The organism is Agromyces sp. NPDC056965, from assembly GCF_042673425.1.
Classification (GTDB): Bacteria; Actinomycetota; Actinomycetes; order Actinomycetales; family Microbacteriaceae; genus Agromyces.
In genome coordinates, this window is record NZ_JBHURI010000016.1 from 1 (window position 1) to 26119 (window position 26119).

General features: G+C 70.7%; 24 protein-coding genes and 1 tRNA gene. 3 read left to right on the forward strand and 22 right to left on the reverse strand.

The window, feature by feature from the left end; translation table 11 throughout:
• Positions 1-63: 63 nt before the first annotated feature.
• The 6 genes from ACFTQE_RS05880 to ACFTQE_RS05905 are packed head-to-tail and all read right to left on the reverse strand — an operon-like array spanning position 64 to position 6800.
• A complete protein-coding gene (locus tag ACFTQE_RS05880) occupies positions 64-1527 on the reverse strand; it encodes a polysaccharide lyase 6 family protein (protein ID WP_376924182.1) in 1464 nt (487 codons plus the stop codon).
• Positions 1524-2879 (reverse strand): alpha-L-fucosidase, encoded by a 1356-nt coding sequence (locus tag ACFTQE_RS05885; RefSeq protein ID WP_376924183.1) that lies wholly within the window; start codon positions 2877-2879, stop codon positions 1524-1526. Before ACFTQE_RS05885 ends, ACFTQE_RS05880 begins: the two co-directional genes overlap by 4 nt.
• Positions 2876-3637: a tyrosine-protein phosphatase gene (locus ACFTQE_RS05890; RefSeq protein WP_376924184.1), complete on the reverse strand. Its 762-nt coding sequence runs from the start codon at positions 3635-3637 to the stop codon at positions 2876-2878. The genes ACFTQE_RS05885 and ACFTQE_RS05890 overlap by 4 nt, the downstream gene beginning before the upstream one ends.
• A 6-nt stretch (positions 3638-3643) precedes the next feature.
• Positions 3644-4510, reverse strand: coding sequence for a carbohydrate ABC transporter permease (locus ACFTQE_RS05895; RefSeq protein WP_376924185.1), 867 nt, complete (start codon positions 4508-4510; stop codon positions 3644-3646).
• Positions 4507-5478 (reverse strand): carbohydrate ABC transporter permease, encoded by a 972-nt coding sequence (locus ACFTQE_RS05900; protein ID WP_376924186.1) that lies wholly within the window; start codon positions 5476-5478, stop codon positions 4507-4509. The genes ACFTQE_RS05895 and ACFTQE_RS05900 overlap by 4 nt, the downstream gene beginning before the upstream one ends.
• A complete protein-coding gene (locus tag ACFTQE_RS05905) occupies positions 5475-6800 on the reverse strand; it encodes an extracellular solute-binding protein (protein WP_376924187.1) in 1326 nt (441 codons plus the stop codon). Before ACFTQE_RS05905 ends, ACFTQE_RS05900 begins: the two co-directional genes overlap by 4 nt.
• A gap of 171 nt (positions 6801-6971) precedes the next feature.
• Between ACFTQE_RS05905 and ACFTQE_RS05910 the strand changes: the two genes are divergently transcribed.
• Entirely contained in the window at positions 6972-7973 is a 1002-nt protein-coding gene (locus ACFTQE_RS05910) for a hydroxyacid dehydrogenase (RefSeq protein WP_376924188.1), read from the forward strand.
• A 260-nt stretch (positions 7974-8233) separates the two neighbouring features.
• Here ACFTQE_RS05910 and ACFTQE_RS05915 read toward each other — a convergent pair.
• From ACFTQE_RS05915 to ACFTQE_RS05925, 3 genes are all read right to left on the reverse strand, one after another.
• Positions 8234-8305: transfer RNA gene (locus ACFTQE_RS05915), tRNA-Gln, on the reverse strand.
• Positions 8306-8402: 97 nt separating this feature from the next.
• The gene (gene gltX / locus ACFTQE_RS05920) at positions 8403-9917 is read right to left on the reverse strand and encodes a glutamate--tRNA ligase (RefSeq protein WP_376924189.1); all 1515 of its coding nucleotides are present in this window, start codon (positions 9915-9917) and stop codon (positions 8403-8405) included.
• 11 nt (positions 9918-9928) lie between these two features.
• Positions 9929-10870 (reverse strand): LysR family transcriptional regulator, encoded by a 942-nt coding sequence (locus tag ACFTQE_RS05925; protein WP_376924190.1) that lies wholly within the window; start codon positions 10868-10870, stop codon positions 9929-9931.
• An 81-nt stretch (positions 10871-10951) separates the two neighbouring features.
• Here ACFTQE_RS05925 and ACFTQE_RS05930 point away from each other — a divergent pair, with 81 nt between their 5' ends.
• Positions 10952-11983, forward strand: a complete 1032-nt coding sequence (locus ACFTQE_RS05930; protein ID WP_376924191.1) for an aminotransferase class V-fold PLP-dependent enzyme — start codon at positions 10952-10954, stop codon at positions 11981-11983.
• Between the two features lie 36 nt (positions 11984-12019).
• Here the strand turns inward: ACFTQE_RS05930 and ACFTQE_RS05935 are convergent, their stop codons facing one another.
• The 5 genes from ACFTQE_RS05935 to ACFTQE_RS05955 form a co-directional block, all read right to left on the reverse strand.
• Positions 12020-12793, reverse strand: coding sequence for a fumarylacetoacetate hydrolase family protein (locus ACFTQE_RS05935; RefSeq protein WP_376924192.1), 774 nt, complete (start codon positions 12791-12793; stop codon positions 12020-12022).
• A gap of 113 nt (positions 12794-12906) precedes the next feature.
• Positions 12907-13380 carry a GNAT family acetyltransferase gene (locus tag ACFTQE_RS05940; RefSeq protein WP_376924193.1) on the reverse strand — a complete coding sequence of 158 codons (474 nt, stop codon included), beginning with the start codon at positions 13378-13380 and terminating at the stop codon, positions 12907-12909.
• A complete protein-coding gene (locus ACFTQE_RS05945; protein WP_376924194.1) occupies positions 13377-14492 on the reverse strand; it encodes a branched-chain amino acid aminotransferase in 1116 nt (371 codons plus the stop codon). The genes ACFTQE_RS05940 and ACFTQE_RS05945 overlap by 4 nt, the downstream gene beginning before the upstream one ends.
• 25 nt (positions 14493-14517) lie before the next feature.
• Positions 14518-15579, reverse strand: coding sequence for a 3-isopropylmalate dehydrogenase (locus ACFTQE_RS05950; protein ID WP_376924195.1), 1062 nt, complete (start codon positions 15577-15579; stop codon positions 14518-14520).
• Positions 15580-15648: 69 nt separating this feature from the next.
• Complete coding sequence (locus ACFTQE_RS05955; RefSeq protein ID WP_376924196.1) at positions 15649-17232, reverse strand: MFS transporter; 1584 nt, start codon at positions 17230-17232, stop codon at positions 15649-15651.
• Between the two features lie 104 nt (positions 17233-17336).
• On the opposite strand from ACFTQE_RS05955, the gene ACFTQE_RS05960 reads away from it, so the two are divergent.
• A complete protein-coding gene (locus ACFTQE_RS05960) occupies positions 17337-17900 on the forward strand; it encodes a TetR/AcrR family transcriptional regulator (RefSeq protein WP_376924197.1) in 564 nt (187 codons plus the stop codon).
• Between the two features lie 84 nt (positions 17901-17984).
• Here the strand turns inward: ACFTQE_RS05960 and serA are convergent, their stop codons facing one another.
• From serA to ACFTQE_RS06000, 8 genes are all read right to left on the reverse strand, one after another.
• Positions 17985-19574, reverse strand: a complete 1590-nt coding sequence (gene serA, locus ACFTQE_RS05965) for a phosphoglycerate dehydrogenase (protein WP_376924198.1) — start codon at positions 19572-19574, stop codon at positions 17985-17987.
• 134 nt (positions 19575-19708) lie between these two features.
• Positions 19709-20098 carry a hypothetical protein gene (locus ACFTQE_RS05970; RefSeq protein WP_376924199.1) on the reverse strand — a complete coding sequence of 130 codons (390 nt, stop codon included), beginning with the start codon at positions 20096-20098 and terminating at the stop codon, positions 19709-19711.
• A gap of 1 nt (position 20099) precedes the next feature.
• Positions 20100-20573, reverse strand: a complete 474-nt coding sequence (locus tag ACFTQE_RS05975) for a hypothetical protein (protein ID WP_376924200.1) — start codon at positions 20571-20573, stop codon at positions 20100-20102.
• Positions 20574-20598: 25 nt separating this feature from the next.
• The gene (locus tag ACFTQE_RS05980) at positions 20599-21648 is read right to left on the reverse strand and encodes a hypothetical protein (RefSeq protein ID WP_376924201.1); all 1050 of its coding nucleotides are present in this window, start codon (positions 21646-21648) and stop codon (positions 20599-20601) included.
• Complete coding sequence (locus ACFTQE_RS05985; RefSeq protein WP_376924202.1) at positions 21645-22385, reverse strand: copper homeostasis protein CutC; 741 nt, start codon at positions 22383-22385, stop codon at positions 21645-21647. The genes ACFTQE_RS05980 and ACFTQE_RS05985 overlap by 4 nt, the downstream gene beginning before the upstream one ends.
• 39 nt (positions 22386-22424) lie before the next feature.
• Positions 22425-23186: a copper homeostasis protein CutC gene (locus ACFTQE_RS05990; RefSeq protein ID WP_376924203.1), complete on the reverse strand. Its 762-nt coding sequence runs from the start codon at positions 23184-23186 to the stop codon at positions 22425-22427.
• A complete protein-coding gene (locus ACFTQE_RS05995) occupies positions 23183-24529 on the reverse strand; it encodes an alpha-L-fucosidase (protein WP_376924204.1) in 1347 nt (448 codons plus the stop codon). Before ACFTQE_RS05995 ends, ACFTQE_RS05990 begins: the two co-directional genes overlap by 4 nt.
• 19 nt (positions 24530-24548) lie before the next feature.
• A complete protein-coding gene (locus ACFTQE_RS06000) occupies positions 24549-26081 on the reverse strand; it encodes a M81 family metallopeptidase (protein WP_376924233.1) in 1533 nt (510 codons plus the stop codon).
• Positions 26082-26119: the final 38 nt, after the last annotated feature.

Below are 26119 nucleotides of genomic sequence, written 5' to 3' on the forward strand. Positions count from 1 at the left end.
CGCGTCGAACGACAGCGAGGGCTGATGCCGTACGGCATCCGCCCTCGCAGCCATCGTCGCGCGCTATCGTGCGTGGGGACCGACGTCCTCGGTGCCGAGCGGTCCGCGGAGGCCGGGAGCCGGCGTGTACTCGTGCGCGCCGGCGTCGGCCACGGCACGGCGGCGATGCCCGTCGATGTCCTCGCGCGTGACCTCGTCGTACGAACGAGTCGCGGCGTTGATCGCGGGGCTCGCCCCCGTGATGCGGAAGACGCCGTCGGCATCCTGCTGGAGCGAGGGGTCGACGCGCGTGAAGCCCGAGGCGGGCAGGTCGCCGTCTTCGGCGGCGCCCCACAGCAGGTTGCCCGACCAGGTGAAGCCCTGGGAGTTCGGCACCCGGGCGAGCGCCCCGGCGTCTCCGACGATGATGTTGTCGGCGATCACGGCATCGTGCGGCTCGATCGGACGGTGCGTCTCGCCGATGATGCCGTCGCCGTTGCCGGCGAAGGTGTTCAGGGCGATGAGCACCCGGTCGGCGGCGTCGTTCTTCGTTCGCGACGTCGCGGGCTCGCCCTCGTAGTGATCGCGCACGGTCCCCGCGCCGATCACGACGGCGCTGCCGGTCAGACCGACGAGCGAGTTGTTCACGATGACGTGATCGTTGCCGTAGATGCGGATGCCGTTCTCGCCGCCGATGAGGTGATTGCCCTCGACGCGTGTGCGGTTGCCGTGCCGCAGCACGATGCCGCCGAAGCTCGATCGGATCGTGTTGTACCGCAGCGTGTTGTCCGAGGACTTGACCGAGATCGCCTCGGGGTCTCCGTTCGCGCGCTCGAAGAGGTTGTACTCGATCAATGCGTTCGCGCTGCTGAGCGCTCGCGGGCTCACTCCGAGCCGGATCGGCTCGCCGCCGTTCGAACCCGCGAAGTGGTGGTCGGCGAAGAGGTTGTGGTGCACGTGCGTGTTGCGCGCCATCGCCGTCGTGCCGGCGCCCTCGATTCCGAGGAAGATGCCGAGCGTCGTCTTGCCGTGGAAGTGGTTGTACTCGACGACGGAGTCGTCGGAGCGCACCATGACCCAGTGCAGGCCTTCGACGTCGGCGAAGGTCAGCTCGTTGCGACTCAGCGTGATGCGCGTGCTGTCGGCCGGGATCTCGAGCGTCGTCGACTGCGTCAGCACGAAGCCCGAGATGACCACGTCGTGCGCATCGGCGAACTCGAAGCTCTGAGCGCCGGTGAAGGTCACCCCGCCGACGGTCTCGGCCGCGATCGTGATCGGCCGGTTCTGCCAGCCGCGCACCCCGGCGATGCGGATCGGTGCGCCGTCGGGAACCGCGTAGACGCCGTCGCGAACCTCGATCGTGGTGCCGGGCCTCGCCGCGTCGATCGCCGTCTGCAGCGCTGCGAGGTCGGAGACCGAGATCCGCGGCGGCGCGGCGACGGGCGGTCGGCCTGCCGGCGGCGCCTCTTCGGCGTACGCCGGTGCGGTGCCGCCGGCCGCGGCGACCACCGCGCCCGCGGCCCCGAGAATCAGTGTGCGTCGTTTCATTCGTCCTCCTCGTCGAGGGTGGTCCCGCCGGAGATCTCCGCCGGGTCGCTCAGGAACAGCTCGATGACGGGCACGAGCGTGTCGGGCCGCTGCACCGGGAGCTGGAGCGTGAGGGTGCCAGCGGGCTGTCCGCCCATCTGGGTGTTCTGCGGCGGGCGCTTCGGGTCGATGTGCTCGACACGGATCTCCGAGGCATCCGTCATCAACTGGGCGTAGACGACGCGATCGGCGAGCCCCTCGAGGTGCAGGTGCTTGTACGGCCACGCGAAGAGGTGCACGTAGAGGCGGTCGCCGCGCAGCGTGTAGCGAGCGTCGACGGGTGGCGCGAACGGTGCCGGGCCGGCGCCGCGGATGGCGCGCTCGTGATCGTCCATCCAGGCGCCGAGGGCGGCGAGCGTCTCGGCCGCGCGCGGCTCGATTCGCCCGCGCCCGTTCGGCCCGACGTTCAGCAACAGGTTGCCGCCCTTCGAGACGCCGTCGACGAGCAGTCGCACGAGGGTCTCGGGGCTCTTGAAGTCGAGGTTGTCGCGGTGGTAGCCCCAGCTGCCGTTGAGCGTCTGGCAGGCCTCCCACACGACCGGCCGACCACCGCGTTCCATCGCCCGCACCGGTTGGTACTGCTCGGGGGTCACCAGGTCGCCCGGAATGCCGAGCCGGTCGTTCACGATGATGCCGGGCTGGAGTTCTCGAATCATCCCGAGCAGGTCTTCGGAGCCCCAGTCGGCCGCACCCTTGCCACCCCAGTAGTCGATGCGGTGCTCGTAGGAGAAGTCGAAGAACAGGTAGTCGATGCGACCGTACGAGGTGAGCAGTTCACGGACTTGGCCGTGCAGATACTCACGGTAGAGACGGATGTCGCGGCCCGCCGCCCTGGTCTTGAACTCCTCGTCGTCGCGCTGCGGATGCGTGCCGTCGACGGGGAACTCCTCATGATGCCAGTCGATGAGCGAGTAGTAGAGGCCGACCTTCAGCCCCGCTGCGCGGCACGCCTCGACATACGGGCCGACCGCGTCGCGGCCGTACGGCGTGTTGGTGATCTTGTAGTCGGTCAGCGCCGAGTCCCAGAGGCAGAAGCCGTCGTGGTGCTTCGCGGTCAGCACGACGTAGCCCATGCCCGCCGCCTTCGCCGCCCGCGCCCACTCGCGTGGCTCGTAGTGATCGGGGTCGAATCGATCGAAGTATCGCTGGTACTCGGCGTCGCCCATGCGCTCGTTGCTCTTGACCCATTCGTGGCGCGCGGGCAGCGCGTAGAGGCCCCAGTGCACGAACATGCCGAGGCGGTCGTGCGTGAGCCATGCACCGTCGGGGCCGAGTGCGGGTGGCGATGCGGGGCGATCGTCGATCGTCGTCATGTGGATGCTCCTGGAGAGTGGGCTGATGCTGGATCCGATGCGGAGACCGGGGAGGGAGTGAGGAGTGCCGCGTGCAGCGCCGCCGCGTCATCGGCCGAGAATCCATGCGCGCTCAGGTATCCGGCGGCTCCGCCCCAGGTGCGGTCCACCAGGGCGAGCGTGTCGCGCATCACCGCGGCCGGGGATTCCGTCGCGAGCATCGCAGCGTGGCGCGATCGCGGGTAGGTGCGGGCCAGCCGCTCGGACGTCGCCCGGCGATCGGCGGCGGGAATGAGGTCGGCCGTGAGCGAGTAGTCGGCCACGACGGCATCCCGGTCGGCACCGACCGCGGAGAGCGCGATCGCGATCGTCAGGCCGGTCCTGTCCTTGCCGGCGGTGCAGTGCACGAGGGTCGGATCGCCCTGCGCGATCACTCGCACGGCCGCGACGAGCTCGGCCGACGAATCCGCCAGGAGGTGTGCGTAGATCTCATCGAGCGAGTAGTCCTCGAGGAAGAACGAGCGCGGAGAGCCCAGGTACAGCGGAAGGCGAGTGATGGGGATGCCGGCGACAGCGGTCGCCGCCTGGTCCACCTCGTCGTCGGAGCGGAGGTCGACGATCCGGCGCACGCGCGCCCGGACCTCGTCGGCGCCACGATCGTCGGCCGCCGCGAGGTGACCGGAACGGAACAGCACGCCCTCGCGGATCCTGCCCTGCGATGCCGCCATCCCGCCGACGTCGCGGAAGCCCACGACACCGGCGATCTCGATGACCATCATCCGTGCTCAGCCCTTGAGCGCGCCGGACGTGAGTCCGCGGGCGAACGAGCGCTGGAACAGGAGGAACACGATCACCGACGGGGCGAGCGCCAGCAGCGAAGCCGCCAGCACGACGCCCGGGGTGACCTCGGGCTCGATGCGCAGGGTGCGCAGGGCGAGCGGCAGCGTATAGGTGGCGCTCGAGGTGGAGACGAGCAGCGGGAGCAGGTACTGATCCCAGATCATCGTGAATCCGAAGACGCCGATCACGCCGATCGCCGGCTTGCACAGCGGGAGGATGATCTGGGCGAACACGCGAAACTCGCCTGCGCCGTCGATGCGGGCGGCCTCTTCGAGCTCGAGGGGCACGTCCTTCATGAACTCGGTCATCACCAGGATCGAGAACGCCCAGGCGCCGATCGGCACGATCATGCCGGCGAGCGTGCCCATCAGGTTGATGTGGAGGAGCGGCACGTCCGCCAGCAGGATCGAGAGCGGCAGCGCGAGGATCTCGTCGGGCAGCATCATGGTCGCGAGGATCGCCACCAGGGCCAGCGCCGAGAAGCGGAACTTCTTGCGGGCGAGGGCGTAGCCCGCGAGCACCGACACGACCACCTGCAGCAGCAGGCCGAAGCCGACGACGAAGAACGAGTTCGCCAGGTAGCCGAGCACGCCGAAGTCGAACGCGACCGCGAAGTTCTCGAGCGTCGGCCGGTTCGGCACGACGCTGAGCTCGGTCGGGTCGGTGACCTCGCTGAATGCGCCGGAGAGCAACGCGATCAGCGGCCCGGCGAACAACGTGACGACCACCGCGTACAGCAGCACCTTCACGCCGATGCCGACGACGGTGCGGCTCTCGGTGAGGCCGAGGGCAGTATCGGTTCCGACGCTCATGCGTCCTTCCTCCTTCGCAGCAGGAGCTGCACCACGACGGTGAGCACGAGGGTTGCGAGGAACAGCAGCACGGCACCGGCGGAGCCGACGCCCAGCTTCTGCTGCTCCAGGCCGAGTTTGTAGAGGAGCGTCATCACGACCTCGGTGGACCCGTTCGGGCCGCCGTTCGTCATCAGGTACACCTCGGTGAACACCCGGAAGCCGCGGATGGCAGCCAGGATGAACAAGATCGTGAACACCGGACGCAGGCCCGGCAACGTCACGTGCACGATGCGCTGCCAGCGATTCGCGCCATCGACGGTGGCGGCCTCGTAGAGCCCCCGATCGATGCCGGCGAGGCCGGCGAGGATGATCATCATGTCGTAGGGACCGCCGCGCCAGATTCCCATCAGCATGATCGACCACATCGCCGACTGCGGGCTGTTGATGTACTCGCTGGGGCCGAGGCCGACGTGGGCGATGATCGAGTTCAGGAACCCGTCGTCGGACGGGTGGTACATGATCCGCCACAGCTCCGCGACGACGGCCATCGGGACCACCACGGGCAGGAAGGCGGCGGAACGGATGAAGGAGAGCTTGCGGGTCTGGCCCTCGAGCAGCAGCGCCAGCGCGAAGCCGAGCACGAGGCATCCCGCGGTCTGGCCGAAGGCGAGGATGAGGGTGTTGATCGTCGCGTTGTGGAAGTCCGGCGACGACAGGATCGTCTCGTAGTTGTCGAAGCCCACGAACTCGTTGCCGAGGTAGGGGCGGACGTTCTCCACCGACATGCCGACCGCCTGGACCATCGGGATGTAGCGGAAGACGAGGAAGAGCAGGAGGGCGGGGGCGAGGAAGGCCCACGGGATCCACCACTTGCCCTGAACACGGTGGCGGCGATGCCGCCGGGCGGGCGGCGGGGACGCGCCGGCCCCCGCCGCTGCCTTCGGAGCGTCGGCCGCGAGCACGGCGTCGGCTACATGGATCGTCACTGCTTGAGGATTCCCTGCGTCAGGAGCTCGGCCGTCAGCTTGCCGTCGAGCTTGGTGAGTTCGTCTTCCACGTCGAGCGAGCAGTCCGCGATGAGCGCGTTGATGGTGTCGGCGCTCATCTGACGGACCGGAGTCCAGCTCGGGATGGTCGGGGCGTAGCGGCCGCTCTCCTGGTACGCGGTCGCGAACGTCTGCCAGCGCGGGTCGTCGCGCACGTCGGCGATGTCGACCGTCTCGTTGACCGGCAGCTGGATGGCGAAGGCATCCGTGCCCTCCATGCCGTACGTCTGCGCCTCGGGGCTGACGTACCAGTCGGCGAATGCGGTCTGGCCCTTCGTGTTCTCGGACCCGGCCATCAGGTAGACCGTGCCGCCTTCGGCGAGCACGGAGGAGTCCTTCGGGCCCTGCGGCGCCGGAACGACCTCGTACTTGTCGGCGCCGAGCACCTTGTCGAAGCGCGGCATCATGTACGGGCCGGTCACGTACATGCCCGCGACGCCGGACTCGAACGCCTCGTTGGTCGGCGGGGTGTCCATGCTGGGAGCGCCCGGCTGCATGACGCCCGCCTCGCACTGGAGGTCCCGGAACCACGTGGTCGCCTCGACGGCCTCGTCGGAGGTCATCGACGGAAGCCACTCGTCGCCGGAGCCGGTGATGAAGTCGCCGCCGGCCGCCCACAGGAAGTTCGAGAAGTACCACGAGGCGTAGCCGCGCTTGGTCGATCCGGGCACCGCGAGGCCGTACGTGTCGGCCTGCCCGTTGCCGTCGGGGTCCTGCGTCGTGAAGGCCTCGGCGACGGCGAGCATCTCATCCCAGTCGGTGGGGGCCTCGAGGCCCAGCTTCGCCAGCCAGTCGCTGCGGATCATGAGGGCGTTGGCCTGTGCCGAATACGGGAGGCCGTAGGTCTTGCCGTCGACGGCCTTGCTGGCCTCGAGCGCCTGCGCGGTCATGTCCTTCGAATTCTCGATCTCGTCGAGGTCGATCTCGCGGAGGATGCCCTGCGACTGCATGGTGCCGAGCTGGCTGACGTCGTTCAGCACGATGTCGGGCAGGTCCTTCTGCCCGGCGCGCTGCGCGAGCTTGATCTCGAAGTCGTCGAAGATCGCGGTGACCTCCGCCTTGTAGCCGGTGGCCTCCGTGAAGGCTTCGACCTGGCGGATCGTCGCGGCCTCGCTCGGGCTGCCGGGCGTGGTGCGGGTCCAGACCTCCAGGGTGGCCTTCTCGTCTTGGGGGACCCCGCTGTCACCGGTGGTATCGCCGCCCTGTGCGGAGCATCCGGCGAAGACGAGGGTGGCGACGCCGACCATCGCGGTGGTCCTCAACAATCTCTGCATTGCGCTGTGCATGGTTTCTCCGTTACTTTGGCAAACGCTTGCCACATTGCAAGACGTCGCTTGCGAACCTAACCTAAAGAGCGTCACACTGTCAACGATCATCGGATGTCTGTCCACGTGTCGTGACATCCCTCCACCAACGATGCAGGAGCACCCCAGATGACCGACCGACTTCGCGCAGCACTCGTGATGGAAACGCGTCGCCGCGACGACGTGTATCCCGAAGCGGTCCTCGCCCGCATCGATGCGCTGGTCGACCTCCGTCGCCCGATCCTCACCCGCGAGGAGCTCGCCGCGGATCCCGCTGCGCTGAGCGAGGTCGACGTGCTCTTGACGGGCTGGGGTGCACCCGACCTCGACGCAGCGCTCCTCGCGTCGGCACCTCGACTTCAGCTCGTGCTGCACGCTGCGGGCTCCGTGAAGCACATCGCCGGCGAGGCGTTCTGGCGATCCGGAATCCCCGTCGTCTCGGCGGCGGCGGCGAACGCCGAGCCGGTCGCCGAATTCGCCTTCGCGCAGATTCTGCTCGGCTTGCGCCGGACCGCGCTCGCCGCTCGGACGTTCCAGGATGAGCGCCGGATCGCAGCTGCCCGGGTCGCCACCGGCGTGGCCGGATCCACCGTCGGCCTCGTCGCGCTCGGCGAGATCGGACGACGTGTCGCGGCGATGCTCGGCACCACGTCCGCCAGGGTGATCGCCTACGACCCGTTCGCCGATCCCGATGAAGCGGCCGCCACGGGCATCGAACTCACGAGCCTCGAGGATGTCTTCGAGAGATCAGATGTCGTGAGCCTGCATGCTCCCCTCGTGCCCGCGACCGAGGGAATGGTCGACGCCGCGCTGCTCGCGCGCATGCGATTCGGGGCGACGATCGTGAACACCGCGCGCGGCGGCATCATCGACGAAACCGCGCTCATCCGCACACTCGCGTCGCGTCCCGACCTCACCGCCCTGCTCGACGTCACCTCGCCCGAGCCGCCCACCGCGGACTCCCCCCTGTACACGCTCCGGAACGTCGTGCTCACTCCGCACATCGCCGGCGCGACGGGCGCCGACCGCTCCGCGATGGGTCGCCTGGTCGCAGAGGAACTCGCTCGATTCATCGCCGGCGAGCCACTGCGTCGCCGGGTCGACCCCTCCGTCATCGACCGACTCGCCTGAGCCCCCTACCGGGCTCGTCACCGGCTCGACGGTGTCCGTTCTGGCAATCGATTGCCAGAGCTGACGTCGTCCATGCGCGTGCGGCGCCTCAAGCGAGCGAACCTGACGGCCCGACGTCGCCCGGTGGACATGACGTGCACGCCGAGCCGCATGAGCGGCGTTCACGCCCTTCGCGGCGAGGCTGGGCCACACCCGGAAAACAGCGAAGGCGCAGGACGGGCGACAAGTGATGCCGCCGTGAAATCCTGCGCCTGCAAAAGCTGGGGTACCTGGACTCGAACCAAGAACAACGGTACCAGAAACCGCCGTGTTGCCAATTACACCATACCCCAATGGCCGAATCCGAAGTTCCGTGCCGACATGTAACTCTAGCCTACGGTGCGGCGCCCACCAAACTGAGCAGCGCTCACCCGGCGGGCGCCGCGCGCGTCACGCGAGCAGCGCCGTCAGACGGTCGATCCGCTCGATCGAGTCGACCTTGCCGAGGATCTGCATGGACTCGAAGAGCGGCGGCGAGATGCGCCGTCCTGAGATCGCAGTGCGCACCGCGCCGAAGGCCACACGCGGCTTGAGCGCGAGCCCGTCGACGAGGGCAGCGCGCAGCGCCTCCTCGATCTGCTCGTGCGTCCAGTCCTCGGCCGGCAGTCGATCGAGCGCCTCGCGCGCCGCGGCGAGCACGGCGGGGGCGTCCGCGGTGAGGGCACCGACGGCGGCTTCGTCGAACTCCAGGCCCGCGGCATCCGTGAACAGGAAGCCCAGCATGCCCGGAGCCTCGCCCAGCAGGGCGATGCGCTCCTGGATGAGGGGCGCGCCTTCGGCGAGCACGGCCTCTTCAGCGGGCGCGATCGGGCTGGAGACGGCCCCGGCCGCCTGCAGGTACGGCACCGTGCGCGCTGCGAAGTCGGCGACGTCGAGCTGGCGGATGTGGTCGCCGTTGATCGCCTCGGCCTTCTTCAGGTCGAAGCGAGCGGGGTTCGGGTTGACGTTCGCGACGTCGAACGCGGCGATGAGCTCGTCGCGCGAGAATACGTCGCGGTCGGCCGAGAACCCCCAACCGAGCAGCGCGAGGTAGTTGATGAGCCCCTCGGGGATGAACCCCCGGTCGCGATGGTGGAACAGGTTCGACTCGGGGTCGCGCTTGGAGAGCTTCTTGTTGCCCTCGCCCATGACGTAGGGCAGGTGACCGAAGCGCGGCACGAACGTGGTCGCGCCGATGTCGATGAGCGCGTGGTACAGCGCGATCTGACGCGGCGTCGACGAGAGCAGGTCTTCGCCGCGGAGCACGTCGGTGATGCCCATGAGCGCATCGTCGACGGGGTTCACGAAGGTGTAGAGCGGCGCACCGTTCGGGCGCACGACGACGAAGTCGATCGTCGACCCGACCGGGAAGTCGATGCGGCCGCGCACGAGGTCGTCGAAACCGAGGTCGACCTCGGGCACGCGCAGTCGCAGGGCGGGCTGGCGGCCCTCGGCGCGGAACGCCGCCTTCTGCTCGTCGGTGAGATCGCGGTCGAAGTTGTCGTAGCCGAGCTGCTTCGGCCGCCCGTTGGCCTCGTTGCGGGCGTCGATCTCCTCCGCCGTCGAGAACGACTCGTAGAGGTGGCCCGATGCCTTCAGTCGCTCGATGATCTCGAGGTAGATCTCACCGCGCTGCGACTGCCGGTAGGGGCCGTGCGGGCCGCCGACGTCGATGCCCTCGTCCCACGTGAGGCCGAGCCAGGTGAGCGCGTCGAGGATCTGCGCGTAGCTCTCCTCGCTGTCGCGAGCGGCATCGGTGTCTTCGATGCGGAAGACGAAGGTGCCGCCGGTGTGGCGCGCATGGGCCCAGTTGAACAGGGCCGTGCGCACGAGTCCGACGTGCGGCGTTCCGGTCGGCGATGGGCAGAAGCGCACGCGGATGTCGCTGCCGGTGGCCGTGGTCGTGGGGTGAGCTGTCTCAGACATACCCCTCAATGCTATCGAGCGGCGAGCGATTCCAGCGCGGCGAGTGCTGCGGCGACGGCCGGCACCCGTTCGGCCCCGCGCGCGGTCACGAGATGGAGCGAGCGCACGTCGGCGCGAGCGGTGGGCCTGGCCACGACGTCCTCGTGCCGCGGCGAGGCCGCGAGCGCGAGCGCCGGCAACAGCGCCACCCCGAGCCCCTGTGCGACCATGCCCTCGACGGCGACGAAGTTGTCGGTCTCGAAGGCGATGCGCGGCACGAATCCCGCGGCACCGGCGAGCTCGAGCAGGTGCCCGCGGCACCGCGGGCAACCGGCGATCCACGGCTCGTCCCGCAGCATCCCGAGGTCGACGAAGTCGGATGCCGCGGCGGGATGCCCGGTGGGCAGCACGAGCCGCATCGGCTCGTCGCCGTAGACGCGCACATCGAGCCCGCGTGCGCTCGCCTGGTGCGGGTCGTCGCGGTCGCCGGGGTAGCTGAAGGTGATCGCGAGATCGGCCTGGTCTGCGCGCACCGCCTGCACCGCCTCGGGCGGTTCGGCCTCGACGTAGGTGACGTCGATGCCGGGGTGGGCGGCGGCGAGCGCCGCGATGAGGCGGGGCACGAGCGTCGCCGAGGCGGAGGGGAAGGCGACGAGTCGCACGCGGCCGGAGCGAAGCCCGCGGAGCTCGGCGAGTTCGCCGGCCGCGGCCTCGAGCGCCGTGGCGACGTCTTGCGCATGACGGGCGAGCACGCGGCCCGACTCCGTCAAGCGGATGCCGCGCCCCACGCGCTCCACGAGCGCGATGCCGGTGCGACGCTCGAACCGTCGCAGCTGCTGGCTCACGGCGGGCTGGCTGTAGCCGAGCCATTCGGCGGCCGCGGTGAGCGAGCCGTGCTCGGCGATCTGGTGCACGACGCGCACCGTCTGCAGGTCGAGTGCTGCGGCGAGGGCGTCGATCGAGGCATCCGACATGCATGAATCATAACCGGAGCGCATGTGTGTGATCATTCACCGGGCCTTGTCGAATGAATCACGCGCGCCGAGACTGGGTGCATGCACCACACTCGCGAGCGGTACGCCGCAGGCCGCGGCTATCTCGCCGCCTGCACGATGGGTCTCCCGGCCGATGTCACACGCGACGCGGTGCGACGCGACCTCGAATCGTGGTCGACCGGAACGGCGTGCGGCGTCGAGTACGGACGGATCCACGACCGGGCCCGGGCGCACGCGGCGACGCTGCTCGGCCGCGCGCCGAGCGAGATCGCCACCGGCTCGCAGGTCTCGGTGTTCGCCGCCATCGCGGCGGCCTCGGCACCCGCGGGAGCGGAGATCGTCTGCGTCGACGGCGACTTCTCGTCGGTGATCGGCCCCTTCCTCGCCCGAGGCGACCTGCGCGTGCGTCACGTGCCGCTCGCAGAGCTCGCGAGCTCCGTGACCGACTCGACGTGGCTCGTGTCGTACTCGCTCGTGCAGTCGGCGACGGGCGAGATCGCCGACGCGGCATCCGTCGCCGCCGCAGCCCGGACGGCAGGCGCACTGACCCTCATCGATTCGACGCAGGCCACCGGCTGGATGCCGACCGACTCGCTCGACGCCGACATCGTGATCTGCCACGCGTACAAGTGGCTCTCCGCCCCCCGCGGCGCGGCGTTCGCCGCGTTCTCGACCCGAGCGGTCGACGAGCTGACGCCCCTCGCGGCCGGCTGGTACTCGGGCGGCGATCCGTGGGCCTCGTGCTACGGACCGGAGCTGCATCTCGCCGCGGGAGCGCAGCGCTTCGACGTCTCCCCCGCCTGGCAGGCCTGGGCCGGCGCGGAGGCGGCGCTCGAACTCGCGGCCTCGCTCGACATGGCGGAGGTGCAGCGCCACGACGTCGGGCTCGCGAACGCGTTCCGCTCGCGGCTCGACCTGGCCCCCTCCGACAGTGCGATCGTCGCGTGGCCGGATCTCGACGGCAGCGACCTCGCCGCGCTCGGCGCCGCGGGCATCACCGCTTCGGGGCGCGCCGGTCGGGCTCGTGTCGCGTTCCACGTGTGGAACGACGACGAGGACGTCGAGCTCGCGGCATCCGCTCTCGGGCGCTGAGCGCGACAGACCGTCGCGGACCCGCCGCGCGCCGCGCTACGCCGCCGAGCGAACCGGGTTCGAGAGCGTGCCGAGTCCGGTGACGTCGACCTCGACGGTGTCGCCGTCGACGATCGGCCCGACGCCGGCCGGGGTGCCCGTGAGGATGACATCGCCCGGCAGCAGCGTGAACACGCTCGACGCGTAGGCGATGATCGAGGCGACCGAGTGCACCATGTCGGAGAGGCGGCCCGACTGCCGGCTCTCGCCGTTCACGCGCGTCTCGATCGTGGCGGTCTCGAAGTCGACGTGCGTCTCGATCACGGGGCCGAGGGGGCAGAAGGAGTCGAAGCCCTTCGCGCGGGCCCACTGGCCGTCGCGCTGCTGCAGGTCGCGGGCCGTGACGTCGTTCGCGATCGTGTAGCCGAAGACGTAGTCGTCGGCGTCCTCTTCCGAGACGTTCTTCGCGATGCGCCCGATGACGACCGCGAGCTCGCCCTCGTGCTCGACCCGCTCGCTCTGCCTCGGCAGCACGATGGCATCGCCGGGGCCGACGACCGAGGTGTTCGGCTTCAGGAACAGCAGCGGCTCCGAAGGTGCCTCGCCGCCCATCTCCTCCGCGTGGTCGCGGTAGTTCTTGCCGACCGCGACGACCTTGGAACGCGGGATCACGGGCGCCAGCAGCTTCGCGTCGGTGAGCTTGACGCGCTCGCCCGTGGGCTCGTAGCCCGCGAACATGGGGTCGGCCTTCAGCACGACGAGCTCGTGCTCCTCTTCGTCGACGATGCCGAATGCGATGGTGTCGTCGTGGCTGAAACGCGCGATCTTCATGCCCTCAGCCTACCCGCGGCGGTCTTTCCGCCGAGTCGCAGGACCGACCGGGCGGCACGCCGCGTGTCGCCGGCGCGCCGCGCGAATCGTCCTGCGACTCGGCGGGTTCTCGCTCAGGAGCGGGCCGGACCGTCGGGGATGAGCCGCTTGCCGAGGCTTACCGCCTCGTCGACCTGATAGCCGAGCCGACGGTAGAACTCGATGACGCCCTCGTTCGTCGACCGCACCTGCAGGTTGAGCTTGGGGCAGCCGCGCTCGGTCAGCAGCCGCTCGGCCTCGGTCATGAGCAGCGCGCCGAGGCGCTCTCCACGACGGTCGGCGTCGACCGCGAGGTAGTTCACCCAGCCCCGGTGGCCGTCGTAGCCGACCATGGCCGTCGCCACGACGGTGCCTGCCGACTCCCCCACGAGGAAGAGCTCGGGCTGCACCGCCAGCTTGCGCTCGATGTCGCGGTAGGGGTCGTTCCACGGCACGACGAGTCCGGTCGAGCGCCACAGGGCGACGACCCGCTCGGTGTCGGCGACCTCGAACGCACGGATGCGCAGGCCGTCGCCGACGGCACCGCCACCGCCGGCGAGTTCCGTCACGCGTCGAGTCGGGTCAGCCAGCCGTGGCGGTCTTCTGCGCGACCGTACTGGATGTCGGTGAGCTCCTGGCGAAGCGAAAGCGCGAGCTCGGATGCCGCGGCCCCTGCGTGCACGATCTCGAAGTCGGTGCCGAGGAGGCGCCCGATGGGCACGACGACCGCGGCGGTGCCGCAGGCGAACGCGCCGACGATCTCGCCGGACTCTGCGCCGCTGCGCCACTCGTCGAGCGCGATGGCGCGCCGCTCGACCGCGTGGCCGCGGTCGGTCGCGAGTTGGAGGATCGAGTCGCGCGTGATGCCCTCGAGGATCGAGGGCGACTCGGGCGTGACGAGCGTGCCGTCGCGCTTCACGAGCACGATGTTCATGCCGCCGAGCTCTTCGAGGTTGCCGGCGTCGTCGAGGAACGCGACCTGCTGGCATCCCTGCTCGTAGGCCTCGGCCTGCGGCAGCAGGCTCGACGCGTAGTTGCCGCCGGTCTTGGCAGCGCCGGTACCGCCCTTGCCGGCGCGGGCGTAGTCGGTGGAGAGCCAGATGTTCACGGGCTCGACACCACCGGGGAAGTAGGCTCCCGCCGGGCTCGCGATCACGTAGTAGGCGACCTTCTTCGCCGGACGCACCCCGAGGAACGCCTCTTTCGCGAACATGAACGGTCGCAGGTAGAGGCTCGTCTCTGGCGCGCTCGGCACCCAGTCGGCGTCGACCGCGATGAGCTGCTTGAGCGACTCGATGAAGATCTCGCTCGGCAGCTCGGGCAGCGCCATGCGGCGGGCCGAGCGCTGCATGCGGGCGGCGTTCTCGAATGGCCGGAAGGTGTGGATCGAACCGTCGGCGTGACGGTACGCCTTCATGCCCTCGAAGATCTCCTGCGCGTAGTGCAGCACCGCGGCAGCGGGGTCGAGCGAGATCGGGCCGTAGGGCGAGACCCTCGGGCGGTGCCAGCCGCCCTTCTCCGACCAGCAGATGTCGACCATGTGGTCGGTGAAGTGGTTGCCGAAGCCGGGGTCGGCGAGGACCGCATCGCGTTCGGCGGGCGTCTTCGCCTGCTCGTTGCGGGTGACCTGCCAGATGAGACCGGCTGCCGATGGGGCCTGGAGCGGGAGGTTGATGGTCATGATTCGCTTCCTTCGATGCGCTGGATCAGTCGAGTGCGCCGATACGGGCGGCGATGGCGTCGCCGACCTCGGAGGTCGTGCGTCTGGTGTCGCCGCGCTCGGCGATGTCGGCGACGACCGCCCGCTGCACCTTCTGCGCGGCGTCCGCCCGACCGAGGTGGTCGAGCAGGAGTGCCACGGAGAGGATCGCGGCGGTGGGGTCGGCGAGGCCCTGGCCCGCGATGTCGGGCGCCGAGCCGTGCACCGGCTCGAACATGCTCGGGAACCGGCCGTCGGGGTTGATGTTGCCCGAGGCCGCGAGGCCGATGCCGCCGCTGATCGCGCCGGCCAGGTCGGTCAGGATGTCGCCGAAGAGGTTGTCGGTGACGATCACGTCGAATCGTGCGGGATCGGTGACGAGGAAGATCGTCGCCGCGTCGACGTGCAGGTAGTCGACCGCGACCTCGGGGAACTCCGCGGCCACGGCGTCGACCGTGCGCTTCCACAGCGAGCCGGCGAAGACGAGCACGTTGGTCTTGTGCACGAGCGTCAGCTTCTTGCGCGGTCGAGCGGATGCCGCGGCGAACGCGTACCGCACGACGCGTTCGACGCCGTAGGCCGTGTTCACCGAGACCTCGTTGGCGACCTCCGCCGCGGTGCCGACGCGGATCGCGCCGCCGTTGCCGACGTAGGGGCCCTCGGTGCCCTCGCGGACGACGACGAAGTCGACCTCGCCGGGTGCCGCGAGCGGGCTCGCGACCCCGGGGTAGAGCACCGACGGTCGCAGGTTCACGTAGTGGTCGAGTTCGAAGCGGAGCTTCAGGAGCAGGCCGCGCTCGATGTTCGCGCCCGTGAGGCGGGGGTCGCCGGGCACCCCGCCGACCGCGCCGAGCAGGATCGCGTCGTGGTCCTTGATCGCGGCGAGGTCGTCGTCGGTCAGCACGTCGCCGGTCGCGAGGTAGCGCGCGGCGCCCAGGGAGAACTCGGTCTGCTCGAACACGACCCCCGACGCCTCGGTTGCCGCTGCGAGCGCCTTCAGCGCCTGCCCGACGACTTCGGGGCCGATCCCGTCACCGGGGATGACCGCGAGCTTGACCGTGTCCACCATGAATTCTCCTTCGTGCGCGAGCCCTTCCAGCGTACTGGCCGCACGCGCGCGTGACACCCGCGGCGTCACTCACTCGTGGGCGGCGGCGCCCTTCGGGTTGCGGAGGGCCAGCACGGCGACGACCGCGGCGGCGACCATGAGCGCGACGCCGATGAGCGAGGTGATGACGACGCCCTCGTCGAAGGCCAGGGCGGCGGATGCCGCGAGCTGTTCACCGATCGCAGCGGGCAGTTGTTCGGCGACCGTGGCGGCACCCGCGAGCGTCTCGCTCGCCTTCGCGGCCTGCGCGGCGGTCAGTTCGGTGGGCAGCACGATCGCGGCGCTGTAGTGGGCGGCGAGGATCGACCCGAGCACGGCCGTGCCGAGCACGGCACCGAGCTCGTACGCGGTCTCGGAGACCGCCGACGCGGCGCCCGCCTTCTCGGGCGGCGCGCTCGAGAGGATGAGCTCGTTGGAGACGGTCTCGGCGGCGCCGATGCCGACGCCGAGCATCACGAAGGCGATGACGACGGGCGCGATCGAGTCGGCGGTCGCGAAGAACGCGATGACCGCGTAGCCGCCGGCCGACAGGAGCAGCGCGATCGGCACGAGCACCCGCGGCCGCACGCGACGTGCGATCGGCACGACGGCGAGGCCGGCGATGATCATCGCGACGAGACCCGGCAGCAGGGCGAGGCCGGCTGCGACCGGCGACAGCCCTGCGATGAGCTGGAGGTGCTGCGATACGAAGTAGAGGAAGCCGACGAGCGCGATGACGCTGAACAGGTTCACGAGCACGGCGCCGCCGAACGAACCCTGGCGGAACAACCGGACGTCGAGCATGGGCGAACGGCTCTTGAGCTGACGCCGCACGAACCAGAGGGCGCAGAACAGGCCGAACACGATCGCCTGGATGCCGAAGCCCGAGACGCCCTCGGTGGCGAGGGACTTGATGCCGAAGACGACGGGCACCATCGCGGCGAGCGAGAGGAGCGTGCTCGGGATGTCGATGCGGCCGGGCGCCGGGTCGCGGCTCTCGGGGATGAGCAGCGGCACGAGGATCAGGAGCGGCACGAGCACGGGCACGGCGAGGAGGAACACGGAGCCCCAGTGGAAGTGCTCGATGAGCACGCCGCCGACGAGCGGGCCGAGGGCGCTGCCGGCCGCGAAGCCCGACGCCCAGATCGCGATCGCGAGTCGGCGCTGCTCGCGCTCGACGAAGACGGTGCGGAGCAGCGACAGGGTCGAGGGCATGAGCATGGCGCCGAAGAACCCGAGCGCGGCGCGCGAGGCGATGAGCGCCTCGGCGGTCGGCGCGAACGCGGCGACGATCGAGAGCACGGCGAAGCCGACCGAGCCGATGAGCAGCATGCGACGTCGGCCGAAGCGGTCGCCGGCGCTGCCCATCGCCACGAGCAGGCCCGCGAGCACGAGCGGGTAGGCGTCGATGATCCAGAGCTGCTGGGCGGCCGTCGGTGCGAGATCGAGGGCGATTGCGGGCAGCGCGAAGCTCAGCACCGTGTTGTCGACCGAGACGAGCAGCACGGGCAGCATGAGCACGGCGAGGGCGACCCAGGCGCGGCGGGGCGCGCGTGCGGCCGGCGTGTCGGGCGCCGTCGCGGCGGGGTGCGTGGTCTCGTTCGCGTGCAGTTCGGTCTGGCTGGTGTCTGTCATCTCAGGCTCGTTCGTTTCAGGCGGTTACTGTACCGTCCAGCTGGTATAGTAACAGACATGCCCCACGCGTCGTCAACCATCCCCCCATCGGCCACACTGGGATCATGAGTCGCCCACCCGCCGCCCGAGAAGCAGTGCTCGACGCCTTCGAGCGCATCATCATCGCCGACGGCGAGCGCACGGCGACGCTCGACGCCACCGCCCGTGCCGCCGGGGTCTCGAAGGGCGGCCTGCTGTACCACTTCGGTTCGCGCCACGCCCTCATCGCGGGCCTCATCGAGCGCCTGCACCGGCTCGTCGACGACGACGTCGCCCGCATCCACTCGGCACCCGATGGCCCGATCTCCTACTTCGTGCGCTCGTCGGTCGACCTCGAGTCGGCCATCGACCACAGCTTCGTCGCCACGGTGCGACTCGCCCAGGGCGGCGATCGCCAGGCCGCTGCGGCGATCGACGCCGTGCGCGGCCGGTGGCTCGAGGAGATGGGCCGCCACATCGACGACCCCGCGCTCGCCCTCGCCATCACCCTCATCGGCGACGGCCTCTACTACCACTCCGCCCTACGCGCAGAGGTCGACGCATCGGCGCTCGACTCCGACGACATCGGCCCGGCGCAGATGGACGAGCTCGTCGCCCTGCTCGAGCGCATCGCGCGCACCGGTCGATAGACGCACGACCGGTCGCTCGACGACGGATGCCCCGGCGCGCACTGCAGGGCAGCGACGCGCCGGGGCATCCGGCCGTTCTGATCGCTATTCGGTGATGTCGATCTCGACGAACAGGCTCGCGTCGATCGCCTCGCGCACGCGCTCGAGCACCTCGGCGGGCACCGGCGAATCGACGGTCAGCACGCTGAGCGCCTGCCCGCCCGCCTCGCGGCGTGCGATCTGCATGCCGGCGATGTTAATGCCGGCCTCGCCGAACTCGCGGCCGTAGACCGCGACGATGCCGGGCCGGTCGGCGTACTCCATGACGATGTGGGTGGTCGCGATCGGCACCTCGAGTTCGAAGCCGTTGACGGCGACGAGCTTCTCGATCTGCTTCGGGCCGGTCAGCGTACCGGCCACCGAGACCTGGCGTCCGTCGGCGAGCGCACCGGTGAGCGTGATGACGTTGCGGTACTCGGGCGACTCGGCCGCCGTGATCAGGCGCACGTCGAGCCCGCGCTGCTCGGCGAGGAGCGGCGCGTTCACGTACGACACCGTCTCGCTGACGACGTTCGTGAAGACGCCCTTCAGGGCGGCGAGCTTCAGCGCGCTCACGTCGTAGTCGACGAGTTCGCCGCGCACCTCGACGTCGAGGCTCGTGAGCGGACCGTTGGCGATGCCGGCGAAGAGCTGGCCGAGCTTCTCGACGAGCGGGATGCCGGGGCGCACGTACGGGTCGATGACACCGCCGGCGACGTTGACCGCGTCGGGCACGAGCTCACCCGCGAGGGCGAGCCGCACCGACTTCGCGACCGAGACGCCCGCCTTCTCTTGCGCCTCGTCGGTCGAGGCGCCGAGGTGCGGCGTCACGACGATGTTCGGCAGGCCGAGCAGCGGCGAGTCGCGCGGCGGCTCCGAGACGAAGACGTCGACGGCCGCGCCGGCGATCGTGCGGGCGACGAGGGCGTCGTGCAGCGCGTCTTCGTCGATGAGCCCGCCGCGGGCGACGTTCACGATGTACGCGGTCGGCTTCATGCGGGCGAACTGCTCGGTGCCGATCATGCCGGTGGTCTCGGGCGTCTTCGGCATGTGGATCGTGATGAAGTCGCTCTGCTCGAGCAGTTCGTCGAGGCTCACGGTCTGCACGCCGAGCTGCTGCGCGCGTGCGGCGGTGATGTAGGGGTCGTAGGCGATCACGTTGGTGCCGAACGCCTGCAGTCGCGCGGCGATGAGCGCACCGATGCGGCCGAGGCCGATGATGCCGATCGTCTTCTCGTAGAGCTCGACACCCGTGTACGTCGAGCGCTTCCACTCCCCCTGTGCGAGCGCGGAGTGCGCGGCGGGGATGTGGCGGGCGAGGCTCAGGATGTGGCCGACGGTCAGCTCGGCCGCCGAGATGATGTTCGACGTCGGGGCGTTCACGACCATCACGCCGGCCGCGGTGGCCGCCTTGATGTCGACGTTGTCGAGGCCGACACCGGCACGGGCGACGACCTTCAGCCTCGGCGCAGCGGCGATCGCCTCTGCATCGACCTTCGTGGCGGAGCGCACGAGGATCGCGTCGGCATCGGCCAGGGCCGCGAGCAGCGCGGGCCGGTCGGTGCCGTCGACGGACCTGATGTCGAAGTCGGGGCCGAGGGCCTCGACGGTGGCGGGCGAGAGTTCTTCGGCGATCAGCACGACCGGCTTTGTCACGAACGATTCCTTCGGGGTGATGCGCGCGCACGACACTGCGACTTGCGGTGGGATGCGCCACACGCCGTCGGGGCGCCTTCGTGCTCACTCTACTGGAGCGCGCATGCCGCCTCGGTTGTGTGACGCCCGAGGCGTCACGAGAGGTCGAGGCCGCCGAGCTGGAAGAACGACGAGATGTCGGCGGCGAGCACCTGCACGAGTGCGTACCCGGCGAGGAGGATCACGACCTGTGCGAGCGGTCCGCGCCGGCGGCCCAGCCAGAACGCGACGCCGAACACGAGCAGCGGCACGGCGATGCCCACCACGAGCAGCGCCCATCCTGCCCCGGTGATCGGGATGCCGAGTCCGTCGGCGTAGATGTTCAGGCCGACGAGGTTGCCGACCGCCTCCCACACGTCGTACGCGTAGAAGACGCCGAACGCGACCGCGATCGTGATCGCGAGCCAGAGCGGGGTGGCCGGCCGGGTGACGCCGCGGTCGACGTCGGCCTCGGTCGGGCCGGTGGGAGCGGATGCCTCGGTCATCTCAACCTCGCAGCAGGAACGGGACGGGGACGAGCAGCACGGCGCCGACGATCAGCCAGATCAGTCGAGCACGCCGGTGGCCCGACGCGAGCCAGAGCACCGCGCCGAACCACAACGGCGCCGCGAGCACGGCGAACCAGGTGCCGAGACCGTACATGAACTGCGCGACGGGGTCGGCGAACAACTGGCCCTCTCCGAGCGCCGCGACCAGCCAGCCGATCGCGTAGAGCAGGTAGATGCCGCCCAGCACGCCGAGCACGACGAGTTCGGCCGAACCGGTCTGCGCCGGGGCATCCGTCGCCGTGCCGGTCGTCGTCTCGGACTCGCCGTCGGACGCAGCCTCCCCCGCATCGGGCGAACCGCCCTCGGCTGCCGGGACCGCCGCGGGCGAACCCACGGCCCTCCAGCCGGGCGCGAGGGTCGGGTCGTCGTCGCCCTCCCAGCGCAGCGCTTCGTCGTCGGGGTCGCGGCTCATGCTCACCACAGTAGCGACCGAACGCTCACGGCACGGGAAGGCACTCGCCCTCGACGGACGGCAGCACGATGCCGAACTCGAAGTCGATGTGCGCCGTCTCCACGGCGCCGAGCGATCCGCCCCCCATGTACGGCTCGTCGTGGATCCTCTCGCCGGAACCGAGTCCCGCGGCCTGCCAGGCCGCGACGATGCGATCGGCCGCCGCGACGTTGCCGTCGGTGACCTCGCGATCGTGCTCGTCGCTCGTCGTGTCGGTGATCACCCCGGTCGTGAACTCGCCACCGAGGCGCAATCGGATGCCGCCCTCGCACGCCTCCTCGACGACCGCGAGCGGGCGTGCCTCCGACCAGATCGCGCCCGCGCCGGCGGCCGCGGCCGCGGTGTCGGCGAGCACTGCGAACTGACGGCGCCCCTCCTCGAGCGACGGCAGCGGCGGCTCCGGCACGGCTGCTTCCCCGTCGTACTCGGACGAGCTCCCGGAATCGGGGAATCCGCCGTCGGGGACGCCGTCGTCGTCGATCGGCTGATCAGTCACTCCGGTGGAGAAGAGGAGCACGATCGCGAGCACGGCCGGCACTCCGGCCGCACCGAGCGCGACCAGCAGTCGCGCGACCACCCCCGGCCAGGCGGCCGTCGGTCGCGCACGCACCCACCAGAGCGCCACCGCGGGCACGACGAGTGCGATCACCGACCACGCCCAGCCGACCGATGCGGCGCCCGGCACGGGGATCTGCACGAACAGGGCGAGCATCGGCAACGACAGCGCGGCCCCGCCGAACGGCACGACGAGCGCCTCAGCCGGGGACGCCCACCGCAGGGCGCGGCACACGACGAGCATCGCCGCCGCGCCGACGCCGCCGGCCGCCGCGGCGATCAGGATCGCCGCCGGCACGAGGCCTCCGAGCACGGGGAGGAAGATCTGCAGGCCCGACAGCACGGCGACGAGCGCGACGAGCGCACCGATCAGGATGCTCCGCGCCAGGAGGAGCACGGCCGCACGAAGCAGCTCGTCGGCGCCGGAACCGGTCGGGACTCGCGGCGGCAGGACGGGAACCGGCGGAGGCGCGATCGTCATCGCACGGCGGCTGCAGCCGCGGCGACGGCCGCTCGGACGAGGTCGGGATCGGTCGCGTCGAAGCCGTCGACGCCGCCGCCCGGACCGCTCGGGCCTCCGCGACTCGCGACGCCCCGCGCCGAGAGATGCACCGCGTCGATGCCCGCGGCAGCGAGGCCGGCGATGTCGTCGACGCGGACCCCGCCGCCCGCCATGACCTCCAGCGCGCCGGAATCGGCCGCCATCCGTGTCAGCACCGCGACGCCGGAGCGGCAGTCGGGGGCCCCGCCGGAGGTCAGCACGCGCCGCACCCCCAGCGCCTCGAGCGCGGCGACCGAGGCGATGGGGTCGGCGCTCGCATCGACGGCACGGTGCACGGTCACGTCGCCGCCCGCCGCCGCCTCGACGAACCGCCGGATGGCCGAGCGATCGAGCTCCCCCGCCTCGGTGAGCGCACCGACGACGACGCCGTCGGCACCGGCCGCGATCGCGGCGCGGATGTCGCGGTCGATCGTGTCGAGCTCGTCGGCGTCGTAGGCGAACCCACCGCCGCGCGGGCGCACGAGCACGTGCACGAAGCCGAGCGCCGACGCGTCGTGCGCCGCTGCCGCCGCGACCTCGATGAGGCCGACCGACGGGGTCAGCCCGCCGAGGCCGAGCGCCTGGCAGAGCTCCACGCGAGCGGCACCCGCCGCCAGGGCGACGCGCACCCCCGCGACATCCTGAACGGCGATCTCGACCGGGAGAGTTCGTGACATTCCCGACACGCTACCCGTTCGCGGAGCGACCGCGACGCACTACCTGCTGCGCCACCCCGCCCGCGCCGCGACCGCCGCGCGCACGAGCTGCGCGTCGGTGCGATCGACCGTCTCGGCGCCGCCGCCCGGTCCGCTCGGCGAAGGATCGACCACGGAGCGTCGGGCCGACAGGTGCACGGCCGCGAGCCCGGCATCGAGCAGCGCCGGGATGTCGACCGCGGCGACGCCGCCGCCGGCCATGACCTCGACGCGACCGGCGGCGGCCTCGTGCATCGCGGCGAGCTCGTCGAGACCCTCGATGCTGCGCCCGGCCGCGCCGGACGTCAGCACGCGGGAGACCCCGAGCGCTGCCACCGTCTCGATCAGCTCGCTCGGGCGCGGGACCGTGTCGATCGCCCGGTGGAACGTCGTGTGCAGGCCCTCGGCCGCGGCGATCAACTCGGCGACGACGCGTTCGTCGACCGTTCCGTCCGGTCGCATCGCACCGATCACGACACCGGCGATACCGGTCGACCGAAGCGCACGGATGTCGCGGACCATCGCCGACACCTCGCGGGCGTCGTAGACGAATCCGCCGGCGCGCGGGCGCACGAGGACGTGCACGACGGCGTCGTGGCCGAGCCCCCGAGCAGCCTCGACGGACTCGAGCACGGTGCCGATCGACGGCGTGAGCCCGCCCGTCACGAGGGCGCTGCAGAGCTCGACGCGATCGGCGCCCGCTGCCATCGCGACCGCGGTGCCGCCGGCGTCCTGCACGGCGATCTCGATCGCGGGAGCGGTCACGATCGGCTGCGCGGTCACGCGGTCACGCGGGCGACGGCGATCGGCTCTCCGCGCAGGGCATCGGGGATCGACACGGATGACCCGGCGCTCGACTGCTCGACGACGGCGTCGCCCGCTCCGAGCCAGCTCACCCGCTCGGCGCCGGCGAGCTCGGACGGCAGGCGGATCTCGCCTGCTGCCGGGTCGATCGCGTGCACGAAGACGTCGCCGCCGCTCGCCGTGTACGAGACGGGTGCGCCGTTGCGGTCGCCGGCCCGCTGCCACGGCCGCGTGCCGTAGACGGCCGCTCCGTTGACGCCCAGCCAGCGCCCCATCGCGCTCATGCTCGCCGCCTGGAGTTCGGGGATCGAGCCGTCGGCGCGCGGGCCGACATTGATGAGCAGGTTGCCGTTCTTCGAGACGACGTCGACGAGCAGGCGCACGAGGGCGTCGCCCGAGAGCGAGTGCTCTGGACCCTCGGCCTCGTTGTAGCCGAACGAGAAGCCGAGACCGCGCGTGGACTCCCACGGCGACTCGATGACGTCGTCGACGTGCGTGTACTCGCGCGTGAGGAAGCCGTGGTACGGCACGCCCCAGCGGTCGTTGACGACACCCGACGGCACGCGCTCGAGGTAGCGCTCGAGCAGTGCCGCGACGGCGAACTCGTCGCGGCCCTTGCCTCCGTCCGGCCAATCGATGTCGTTCCAGAGGATGTCGGGGCTGAACCGCTCGACGAGCTCCTCGAGCTGTGCGGCGGAGTAGCGCGAGAAGCGCTCGTCGTTGCGGCGGTAGCGGAAGAGGTCGGTGTCGGACTCGATCGGCGGGAAGTCGCTGACGTGCCAGTCGAGCGCACCCGAGAAGTAGACGCCGAACTTCGCCCCTGCGGAGCGCGTGGCGTCGTGGAACTCGCGGATGAGGTCGCGGCGGGGTCCGCGGCGTGCCGCGTTGAAGCCCGTCGTCGCGGTGTCCCACAGGCAGAAGCCCTCGTGGTGCTTCGTGGTGGGGATGACGTAGCGGGCGCCCGCCGAGACCAGGGAGCCGACGAAGGCGTCGGCGTCGAACGCCGAGGCGTCCCAACGGTCGGCGAGGTCCTCGTAGCTCGTGCCGGTGCCGTAGACGTCCTGGTGGCGCTGCCACGTGGGGCTGCCCGCGATGCGCACGGTGTTGCCGTACCACTCGGCGTACTGGTGATGCGCGTACGCGTCTTCGGTGGGCACGCCTCGGCCGTCGTGCGGGGTGCCCCACGCCGGCACCGAGTAAAGGCCCCAGTGCACGAAGAAGCCCAGCTTCGCGTCGCGGTACCACTCGGGCACGCCCGCCGTCGGGTAGACGGGGGCGTCGGCACCGAAGTCGGGGCCGATGCGGGTCTCGAAGTTCAGCATGTTGTTCCTGTTCGGGGTGTCAGCGAGTGGTTCGGCGGGTCACGACGGCGACGAGGTCGGGCTCGGGGCCATCGGCATCGAAGGGGAAGACGCCCGGCACGAGGTGGCGGTGCCCGAGTCGCAGCAGGTCCTGGTCGACCCCGCCCGGGGTCAGCGCGAGCTTCCAGCCCTGCGCGAGGTCGTAGAGCTCGGGCTCGAGGTAGCCGATCTTCACGACGACGAGGTCCGCCGCGTGCGGGTCGAGGCCGAGCATCGTGAAGTCCGCGAGGTGGTGGAAGGGCTTGCGGCGCTCGGTGATGATCGCGTGCACGCTGCCCGCCTTGATGACGACCTGCGTGCCGGCGTCGGCGTCGCCGTCGGTGATCGAGAACACCGTTCCGGCGATCGGCACCGGCCCCGAGGGCCCGCCGTCGACGCGGCCGCCGACGAGCACGGCGATCTCCCCGCCCACGCCGGCCTTCCTGGCGACCTCGACCGCGGCCGGGTCGAAGATCGAGGCGTGGATGACGGTGAGGTCGCCCTCGGCGAACTCGGCGCGGTCGAGCAGCTGCCCGAGGGTCCAGGACACGTCGCCGGCCCCGCCGGCGGTCGGGTTGTCACCCGAATCGGAGATGAGGTACGGCCGTTCGTCGGTCGCGGCGAGCGCCGCGTCGATCGACTCGGCGAGGGGCAGGGCGTCGGCGACGAACTCGAAGTCGTCGCGGGCGTCCCAGTAAGCGCGCCCGAGCCGCTCGGCCTCGGCGGCGATGACCTGGCGGTCATCGCCCGTGACGACGACGGCCGCCTGGCAGCGGGGCTCGTCGGCCCAGGCGTAGCCGACCCACACCGCGGCGTCGACGACGCCCTCGGTGCGCTCGACCACGGGGACCTCGGCGTAGATGCCGCGCGCGGGCTCGAGGCGGGTGCTCGTCTTCTCGCCGGGCAGCAGCACCGGCACCTGCAGCCATGCCTTGTACGGGCGGCGCTCGAGCACGTCGGCACCGACGGAGGATCGAAGGCGCGTGAGCAGGTTGAACACCGCTCGCTCCTTCGTGTTCCACACGTCCTCATGCGGAGCCATGCGGTAGCACGTGATGAGGTCGACCGCGTCGAGCAGCTCGCGCGAGACGTTGCCGTGCAGGTCCATCGACGTCGAGACGAGCGTCGCCTCGCCGAGCTCGGCACGCACCGCACGGGCCAGGTCGGCCTCGGCGTCGACCATGCCGACGACGCTCATCGCGCCGTGGATGTCGAAGAAGAACCCGTCGAACGGACCCTGGGCGCGGATGCCGGCGATGATCGCGCGCTTCATCCGCTCGTACGTCTCGCGCGCCACCGCTCCGCCCGGCAGCGACCGTCCGTGCGTGAGCGGCACCCATTCGGCCGCGCCCCGCAGCTCCGATCCCTCGGAGAGGAACGGGTAGTAGGCCATCAGTGCGGCGCCCTCGCGCACCGTGAACGCCTCGTCGCCGCTCAGGTGCGGCGAGAAGGTGCTCGACTCGATCGAGATCCCGGCGATGCCGATGCGGGGTCGCGCGAGGCCACCTGATTCGATGGCGCCGAGCGGCCCCATCCAGATCTCGGATGCCTCCGGGGCGATCGTCTGCTCGT